Source organism: Arthrobacter sp. H41 (genome assembly GCF_000520535.1).
Taxonomy (GTDB): domain Bacteria; phylum Actinomycetota; class Actinomycetes; order Actinomycetales; family Micrococcaceae; genus Arthrobacter_D.
This window is the reverse complement of sequence record NZ_KI914789.1, coordinates 36,145-44,794: the sequence shown is the minus strand read 5'-3', so window position 1 is coordinate 44,794 and position 8,650 is coordinate 36,145. Positions and strand designations below refer to the sequence as shown.

8 protein-coding genes are annotated in these 8,650 nt (G+C 66.2%); 6 read left to right on the top strand and 2 right to left on the bottom strand.

The window, feature by feature from the left end; translation table 11 throughout:
- The coding region (locus Y705_RS18415) for an aldose epimerase family protein (RefSeq protein ID WP_049822466.1) at positions 1–833 on the bottom strand (833 nt) is incomplete at its 3' end.
- Between the two features lie 104 nt (positions 834–937).
- Between Y705_RS18415 and Y705_RS18410 the strand changes: the two genes are divergently transcribed.
- Genes Y705_RS18410 through galK form a run of 3 tightly spaced genes read left to right on the top strand, consistent with a single transcriptional unit; the run spans position 938 to position 4,151 of the window.
- Positions 938–1,810: a DeoR/GlpR family DNA-binding transcription regulator gene (locus Y705_RS18410; protein WP_081737915.1), complete on the top strand. Its 873-nt coding sequence runs from the start codon at positions 938–940 to the stop codon at positions 1,808–1,810.
- Between the two features lie 14 nt (positions 1,811–1,824).
- The gene (galT, locus tag Y705_RS0108125; protein WP_444826173.1) at positions 1,825–3,000 is read left to right on the top strand and encodes a galactose-1-phosphate uridylyltransferase; all 1,176 of its coding nucleotides are present in this window, start codon (positions 1,825–1,827) and stop codon (positions 2,998–3,000) included.
- Positions 2,997–4,151 carry a galactokinase gene (gene galK / locus Y705_RS0108120; RefSeq protein ID WP_026532496.1) on the top strand — a complete coding sequence of 385 codons (1,155 nt, stop codon included), beginning with the start codon at positions 2,997–2,999 and terminating at the stop codon, positions 4,149–4,151. The genes galT and galK overlap by 4 nt, the downstream gene beginning before the upstream one ends.
- A 331-nt stretch (positions 4,152–4,482) precedes the next feature.
- Here the strand turns inward: galK and Y705_RS0108115 are convergent, their stop codons facing one another.
- Positions 4,483–5,337 (bottom strand): Bax inhibitor-1/YccA family protein, encoded by an 855-nt coding sequence (locus tag Y705_RS0108115; RefSeq protein ID WP_026532495.1) that lies wholly within the window; start codon positions 5,335–5,337, stop codon positions 4,483–4,485.
- A 317-nt stretch (positions 5,338–5,654) separates the two neighbouring features.
- On the opposite strand from Y705_RS0108115, the gene Y705_RS0108110 reads away from it, so the two are divergent.
- From Y705_RS0108110 to Y705_RS18405, 3 genes are all read left to right on the top strand, one after another.
- The gene (locus Y705_RS0108110; RefSeq protein ID WP_173401062.1) at positions 5,655–6,956 is read left to right on the top strand and encodes a branched-chain amino acid ABC transporter permease; all 1,302 of its coding nucleotides are present in this window, start codon (positions 5,655–5,657) and stop codon (positions 6,954–6,956) included.
- 8 nt (positions 6,957–6,964) lie between these two features.
- Positions 6,965–7,945 carry a branched-chain amino acid ABC transporter permease gene (locus tag Y705_RS0108105; protein WP_026532493.1) on the top strand — a complete coding sequence of 327 codons (981 nt, stop codon included), beginning with the start codon at positions 6,965–6,967 and terminating at the stop codon, positions 7,943–7,945.
- A gap of 134 nt (positions 7,946–8,079) precedes the next feature.
- On the top strand, positions 8,080–8,650 hold a 571-nt coding region (locus Y705_RS18405), incomplete at its 3' end, for an ABC transporter ATP-binding protein (protein WP_155849982.1).

The following is an 8,650-nucleotide window of genomic DNA, read 5'->3' as shown; positions in this document are numbered from 1 at the left end:
AAGGCGTCGGCCGGCGCCGTCATCGGCTCGATGGCGACCGCTTTGGCGACGCCGGGGTAGATGGTGCTCACGTACACGTGCGCGAAGGAGAACGATGCATCACCCCACAGGACCACCGACCGCCCGTCGGGAGCCGAGAGCACGTGCTCGTGCCTCCCGCCGTCCAGTGCCAGGCCGCAGAAGGCCGCGTCGAACTCGATGTCGCCGATCCGCTGCCCTCCGCGGAGGTCGAACTGTCCGGAAACCGGGACCTTCCCCGTGGGAATCGAGCGCTCGTTCGTCTCGAAACGGAAGTCGGCCTGCAGCGTCAGCGTCAGATCCTCGGTGGGTACGTCGGAGATCTTCAGGTAGGGATGGGCACCCAGCGCGAAGGGCGCTGCCGCCTCGCCGAGGTTCTCGAGCGACTGCGTCACGCTGAGTCCCTGCTCGCTCAGGGAATACTCCGCGGTGTGCAGGAGGTGGAACGGGTAGCCGTGCTGCGGGAAGATCTCGGCCTGCAGCCGCACCGAGGTTCCGGAGACTGCGACGGCCTGGTAGCCGGTGTTGCGCAGCAGCCCGTGGATCGCGTTGACCTTGCCGAGCTCGGTGATGTCGAGGCGCTGTTCCGCACCGTGCAGCCGCCAGACGCCGCCGTCCACGCGGTTGGCCCAGGGGGCCAGGAGAATCCCCGCTCCGCCTGCGGGAATCGCCGAATCCCCCCAGGTCTCGGTGAGATGGATCCCGTCCACCCGGTAGGAGCGCAGCGCGCCGGCGAGCGAGGCGACGACGGCGGTGGCCGCGCCTGCGGTGAGCGTGTAGTTGGTTCCCGATGCGGGAACGGAAACGGCATTCATAGAGCCGATGCTACCTGTCCCGGTACGGGGTGTTCAGGAACCGTGTAGTGCGTTATTGTTGGTTTTTGTGCGAAATAGTGCGGAAACGGGAGGAGGTGGCGGACGTGTTGGCAGCTGAACGCCACGCCGCGATTCTCGGTGAACTGGAGACTCGGCCGGCCGTACGCGTCAGCGACCTCAGCCTCCGGTTGGGTGTGTCGGAGATGACAGTGCGGCGCGATATCGATGTGCTCGTCGCAGCGGGCTCGCTGCAGCGGGTTCATGGCGGAGCGACGCGGCGCCTCAGCGCCGCCGAAGCAGGATTCTCCGTCAACAGCGGGCGGCAGGGCGTCGGGAAACGCGCCGTAGCCGCAGCAGCCGCCGCGCTGGTGCTGCCGGGAATGACCATCGCCGTCACGGGGGGCACCACCACGTTCGAACTCGCGCGGCACCTTGTGCGGGTCGCGGACCTCACGGTGATCACCAACTCGCTTCCCTTCGCCGAGGAACTGCACCGCCTGCGGCCGCCGTCGGATGCCGCGGGACCGGCACCCCGACAGCACGTGCTGCTGACGGGTGGCGAGCGCTCGCCGTCGGAAGCCCTGGTGGGACCGCTCGCGACGGCGGCCATTCGGGCACTCCACGCGGACCTGTGCTTCATGGGCGCACACGGTGTCGACGTGAGCGCAGGCATCAGCACACCGAACCTTGCCGAAGCCGCCACGAACCAATCCTTCGCGGAACAGTGCGGCCAATTGCTCATCCTGGCCGACTCCACCAAGTTCGGCGTCGTCAGCCTGGCGCGCATCGTGGGGCTCGACGCCGTGGCGGGCATCATCACGGACAGTCCCCCCGACCCGCGCTATGCGGCGCGGACCGCCGTCACGACGGCACCCGCCCAGCCCGGCCCGCATCCCATCGGCCAGTCCAGCAATCAGTCCAGCAATCAGTCCAGCAATCAGTCCAGCAATCAGTCCAGCGAGAAAGATACTCCGTGACCCAGCCACCCGGCGTGCCGTACCCAGCGCAACCCGCGACCCGCACCGATGCCCAGATCGATACCCTGGTCACCTCCACCACGCTCTCCGACGGAAGGGAACTGATCTACTTCGACGCATCGGAGGCCTCGGCCGCGCTGCACCGTGACGCCACCGCCGCTGCTGACCGGCGGGGGCTTCCACCCCGGGGCGGCGCGGGTACGGCGCGCTACGACGCGCTGACCGGCGAATGGATCGCGGTCGCCGCTCACCGTCAGACCCGCACGCACCTCCCCCCTGCGGACCAGTGCCCGCTCTGCCCCACCACGGAGGCGAACCGCTCCGAAATTCCTGCCGCCGACTACGAGGTGGTGGTGTTCGAGAATCGCTTCTCCTCCTTCGGGCCGGATCTCGGCGCGCTGCCGGAGGACGCCGCGTGGGGAACCACGACGACGGCGTTCGGCAGGTGCGAGGTGGTGGCGTTCGATTCCTCTCACGAGGGCTCCTTCGGTTCCCTGTCACCCGAGCGCGCGCGCACCGTCATCGACGCCTGGGCCCACCGCACCGAGGCGCTCTCGGCCATGGACGGTATCCGGCAGGTGTTCTGCTTCGAGAATCGGGGCCAGGACATCGGCGTCACCCTCCTCCACCCGCACGGGCAGATCTACGCCTACCCCTTCATCCCTCGGAGGGCAGCGGTGATGGCCGAACAGGCGGTAGCTTTCCACGATGCCGCGCGCGGCACCAGGACCCTGCTGGGCTCGGCTCTGGACGCCGAGCGCCGTTCGGGCGAGCGCATGGTGATCGAGGGAAAGCACTTCAGCGCCTTCGTACCCTTCGCGGCGCGCTGGCCGCTCGAGGTGCACCTCGTACCGCACCGGCAGGTTCCGGACATCGCCGCGCTCACCCCGGCGGAACGGGATGAACTCACCACGGTGTACCTCGATCTCCTGGGACGCGTCGATGCCCTCTATTCGACACCCACCCCCTACATCGCCGCCTGGCAGCAGGCGCCCCTCGACGCCCGGTTGCGCCCCGCGAGCTACCTGCACCTGCAGCTCACCTCGCCGCGGCGGGCAGAGGACAAGCTCAAGTTCCTTGCCGGCTCCGAGGCCGCCATGGGCGCATTCATCAACGACACCACGCCCGAACTGGTTGCGGACAGACTGCGCAACGCCGTACCGGTAACCTCCCGTCAGGACCTTTCATGAACCTTCGACCATCCGAACTCGCCGTCGCCTTCACCGAGCGTTTCGGCGACAAGCCGGCAGGCATCTGGTCCGCGCCAGGCCGCGTCAACCTGATCGGCGAGCACACCGACTACAACGACGGCTTCGTCCTCCCCTTCGCCATCAACCACTCCACCCTGGTGGCTGCGCGCCCCCGCTCCGACCGCACCGTGCGGGTCTGCTCGACCTTCGCCCCGGACGACGTCGTACTGGCCGACCTCGACGCCCTCGTCCCGGGGAGCGTCGAGGGGTGGGCCGCCTACCCGCTGGGCGTCCTGTGGGCGATGGAGCGGGCGGGGTACTTCTCACCCGGCCTGGATCTCCTGATCGACTCCTCGGTGCCCGTCGGCGCAGGTCTTTCCTCCTCTGCAGCACTCGAGTGCGCCGTCGCCGTGGCAGCCAATGACCTTTCCGCAGCGAGTCTGTCCCGCACCGAGCTGGTGACCATCGGGCAGGTCGCCGAGAACGAGATGGTCGGCGCGCCGACCGGGATCATGGACCAGTCCGCATCCCTGTTGGGCGAGGAGGGGCACGCGGTGTTCCTGGACTGCCGTTCCCGGGAGTCCCGCCTCGTCCCGCTCGACCTGAAAGGCGTAGGGCTCGAGCTTCTCGTGATGGACACCCGCGTCAGCCACTCCCATTCCACGGGCGGTTATGCCGCGCGGAGACGTTCCTGCGAGCTGGGGGCGGAACTTCTGGGGGTCCCGGCGCTCCGGGATCTCTCGGTGCGTGACCTCGCGGAAGCCGCAGGCCTTCTCGATGAGGAGACGTTCCGGCGGGTACGCCACATCGTGACCGAGAACGCGCGGGTGCAGGATGCCGTCGACGTCCTTTCCGGCAAGGGGCCGGTCGCCCTGGGCCAGCTCCTCAACACGAGCCATGCCTCCATGCGCGACGATTTCGAGATCTCGTGCGCCGAACTGGACACAGCCGTCGACACCGCGGTCTCCGCCGGTGCGCTCGGCGCCCGAATGACCGGGGGCGGGTTCGGCGGGGCCGCGATCGCGCTGGTGCGGTCCGGGGATTCCGCAGCGGTGGCCGACGCCGTCACGCGCGCTTTTGCCGACGCCGGCTTCACCGCACCGATGATCTTTCCGGTGCTGCCTGCTTCTGGAGCGGGACGAGTGGCCTGAACCTGGGCGCCGCAGGGCGTATCGAACTGTCCGGCTTGTGGCGCCAGAACCCGGAATAACCGGCGTGTTCCGCCGCGACACGGTGTTTCGCCCCCGAAAGCCGGGCAGGATCACCCGAATGTCCTCGCCACCGGGCCGTTGCCCGGGTCCGCAGCAGATAACGACAGATGCACCGGATTCATACGGTGCATCTGTCGTTATCAAAGACGTTTGTCGCTTTTGAAGGCGCTCGCCGGAAGCATCCAGTGAACGAGAAAGCGGCCGCTGCAGCATCCGAAATTCAGGATGCCGCAACGGCCGCCGGAGTTCAATCCGCCCCGAAGGACTGGGATTATTCGTCGCCGCGCAGGATGGCGAGGAGGCGAAGGATTTCCACGTAGAGCCAGATCAGTGTGACCGTCAGGCCGAACGCCGCGGTCCAGGAGTACTTCTGGGGAGCGCCGTTCCGAACACCCTCGCTGATCGACGTGAAGTCGATGATCAGCGAGAAGGCAGCGAGGCCGATGGCGAAGATGCCGATGACAACACCGAAAGGAATGTTGGTCCCGGGAATGTCCGCCCCTCGAATACCCCAGGGATCATCGGAGACACCGAAGAGCATCAGGCCGAGGTTGATCAGCGAGAATGCGAGGTAGCTGATCATGGCGATCATGAAGAACTTCATGGCTTTCGGCGTGGCGCGCACCTTGCCGCTCTTGAAGAGCGCGAGGGTTACGCCGAAGACAGTGAGTGTGCCGAGTACGGCCTGGAGCGCGATACCGGGGAACTGTGCCTCGAGGAACATGGTGAGGCCGCCGATGAAGAGCCCCTGGAGTGCTGCGTACGCGAGGATCAGGGCCGGAACCGGCTCGCGCTTGAATGCGTTGACGAGGCCGAGGACCAGGCCGCCGACCATGCCCAGGATCATCAGCGGGACAGCGAGCCCCGGCAGGAAGAAGGCCGGCACCGAAGCACCGAGCAGCACCACGCCGATGCACAGCACGGTCTTGACGATGACGTCGTCGAACGTCATGCGACCCATCTGTGCGGGCCCAGCCGATGGCTGGTTGTACATGTGTTCCAACTGCTGCTGGCTGGCCACAGTCTGGCCAGCTTGCATTGTTGAACCATAGGCTGCCGCGTTGTTGCCGCGTGCAGCGGAACGGAAGTTCTTTCCGTTGAATACCGGATTACCGCCGAGTGCCATTTTGTGTAGTCCTCCAATAGGGGGCCGAGCGTTAGTTCAAACCCTACCAATATCAACGCAGCACACCGAGATTTGTTCCCTGACCACCCTGCCGCGTAAGTCAATCCCTCAGGGCACTGACCAACTCAGTCGTTATTCAATCGCGACCTTACGAGGGCGTTTTTGGCAATTGACGAAACCCCGTCCGAGTAACATGAAGCGACCGCACAGTGACAATGGTCACATGCTCCTATGCCCGGTGGTCTACCGCCGGGCCAGCCCCCACCGTGGAGGTTCCAATCTTGATTACCCAACCGACGCCTGCACGGATCGGGAGGATGCTGCTCCTTGTGCTCGGTTTCCTTGCCACTGTGCTCCTCAGCGCTCCTTCGGCGCAGGCGTTCCAGCCGCCCATTCCGGCAACGTCGCCGGCAGCAGTCTCGACAAGCATCCAGTCCCAGGAGTTCGAGAACCGCATCAGCGGCGTCCTTCGTGGAGTTGACGGTCCCATCGCCGACGTGACGGTCACCGCTACCGGAAACGGCTTCGAGGGCGAGGCGACCTCCGGCGCCAACGGGTCCTGGACCATCGGGGTACCCGAGCAGGGCACCTACGAGGTGGCAATCGACGAGGACACCCTTCCCGAGGGCATAGCCCTGGCCGAGGGGCAGGAAAACCCGCGCGATGTGACCTTCGCGGGGACCTCCACCGCCAGCACGCTGTTCCTGTTCGGCGAAGGCATCGTGACCACGACCACGAGCATCTGGACCACGCTGGCCGAGCGGGCCCTTGCCGGCTTCAGCTTCGGCCTGCTCCTGGCGTTGAGCGCAGTGGGCCTCTCGCTCATCTTCGGCACCACCGGCCTCACCAACTTCGCCCACGGCGAGATGGTGACCCTGGGCGCCGTCCTGACCTTCGGATTCGCCGCCATCGGGCTGCCCGCTCCGGTCGCCATCATCCTCGCCGTCCTCGGCGGTGGGCTGCTCGGCTACGTGCAGGATGCCGGCCTGTGGAAGCCGCTGAGGAAGCGCGGCACCGGGCTGGTGCCCATGATGATCGTCAGCATCGGCCTGGCGCTGGCACTGCGCTACATCATCCAGTTCAACTTCGGCGGCGCGACGCAACAGCTGCCCGGGTCACAGAGCGCCATCATCGACATCGGCTCAGTCTCCATCTCCCGCAACAACCTGACGTCGCTGATCGTCAGCCTCGTGGTGATCCTGCTCGTCGCCTTCCTGCTCCTGCGCACCCGCGTCGGCAAAGCCACCCGCGCCGTCGCCGACAACCCAGCACTCGCCGCGGCCTCGGGAATCGACGTCGACCGCGTGATCCGCATCGTCTGGGTGATCGGCGGCATGCTCGCCGCACTCGGCGGCATCCTCTGGGCCTACTACCGACCCGGCGTCTCCTACAACATGGGCCAGCAGATCCTCCTGCTGATTTTCGCCGGAGTGGTCCTCGGAGGGTTGGGAACCGTCTTCGGCGCCCTGATCGGCTCCATCATCGTGGGCCTGTTCGTCGAAATCTCGACCCTCTGGCTCGAAGCCGACCTCAAGTATGTCGGCGCGCTTCTCATTATGATTCTCGTGCTCCTGTTCCGGCCGCAGGGTATCCTCGGCCGCCGAGAGCGCATAGGTTAGGGGCTCCCATGGATTTCGGAAACATACTTCTCAACGCGTTCGGCGAGATGATCAGCCCGACGACGGCAGCCTACGCACTCGCGGCCCTCGGGCTCGCTGTGCACTTCGGCTATTCCGGCCTGCTGAACTTCGGCCAGGCGGGCTTCATGGCGGTCGGGGCGTACGGTTACGCCATCTCGACCCTGACGTTCAACGCTCCACTCCCGGTCGCCGTTCTGGTGGCACTTCTCGCCTCGGTCATCTTCGCCATCGTGCTCGGTATTCCCACGCTCAGGCTGAGGGCGGACTACCTGGCGATCGTGACCATCGCGGCAGCGGAGATCGTGCGCTACATCGTCACCACCAACGGCCTCACCGAGGTCACCGGTTCAGCGAACGGCCTTGCCGCATTCGAGGGCGGGTTCTACGCGCTCAACCCCTTCCTGAACGACAGCTACAACGTCGGCCCGCTGGCCATGAGCGGGCGCGACCTCTGGATCCGCATCGTCGGCTGGAGCGTCGTCGTCATCGCCTGCCTGGTCGTGTGGCTTCTTATGCGCAGCCCCTGGGGCCGCGTACTGAAAGGCATCCGCGAGGACGAGAACGCGGTCCGCTCGCTCGGCAAGAACGTCTACGCCTACAAGATGCAGGCCCTCGTGATCGGCGGCATCCTCGGCTCGCTCGCGGGAATCATCTTCACCCTGCCCCGCGGTGCCGTGCAGCCTGCCAACTACGCGACGGAACTGACGTTCTTCCTGTACACCTGCCTCCTGCTCGGCGGTATGGCGACAGTGCTCGGACCCGTCATCGGGGCCATGATCTTCTGGGTTGTCCTCTCCCTGACCCAGGGGCTTCTCTACGGGGCCATCGAGGTCGGTGCCATCACCTTCCTCTCGAACGTGCAGGCAGGCCAGCTGCGTTACATCCTCGTGGGCGTGGCCCTGATGCTGCTCATGGTGTTTCGACCCCAGGGTGTCCTGGGCAACAAGAAGGAGCTGGCGTTCGCATGACCGAGAATCCCAACGATTCCGCCGGTGCACCGAAGGGACCGGCGCACCGGGCCGACGACGACGGCGCCCACGGCGCTCATGGCGCCACCGCTGCAGGCACGGCGAGCACCGGTTCCGGTTCCGCGCACGATTTCATGAATGACGACAGCCCCATCGCCACCGGCGAAGCTGCACCAGGATGCCGGAAGACCGACCCTATCGTCGTCGCGAAGAACGTGACCCGCAGCTTCGGCGGAATCAACGCCGTCGACGTCGAATACCTCGAGATTCCACGCCACAGGATCACCGCCCTGATCGGCCCCAACGGTGCTGGCAAGACGACGCTCTTCAACCTGCTCACCGGCTTCGACGTGCCGAACAGTGGCGACTGGGAGTACGACGGCAAGCCGCTCGCCAAGGTCCCCTCCTACAAGGTGGCCCGGATGGGCATGGTGCGTACCTTCCAGCTCACCAAGGTCATGGGCAAGCTCACCGTGATGGAGAACATGCGCCTCGGCGCAGCGGGCCAGCCCGGCGAGAGCCTGGCGAAGGCACTGTTCAAGAACATCTGGGGAAAGCGCGAACGCGAGATCACCGAGCAGGCTGACGTGCTGCTCGCCAAGTTCAAGCTCGACGAGAAGAAGGACGACTACGCGGCGTCGCTGTCCGGTGGTCAGCGCAAGCTGCTCGAGATGGCCCGCGCCCTCATGGTGCGCCCGCGGCTGC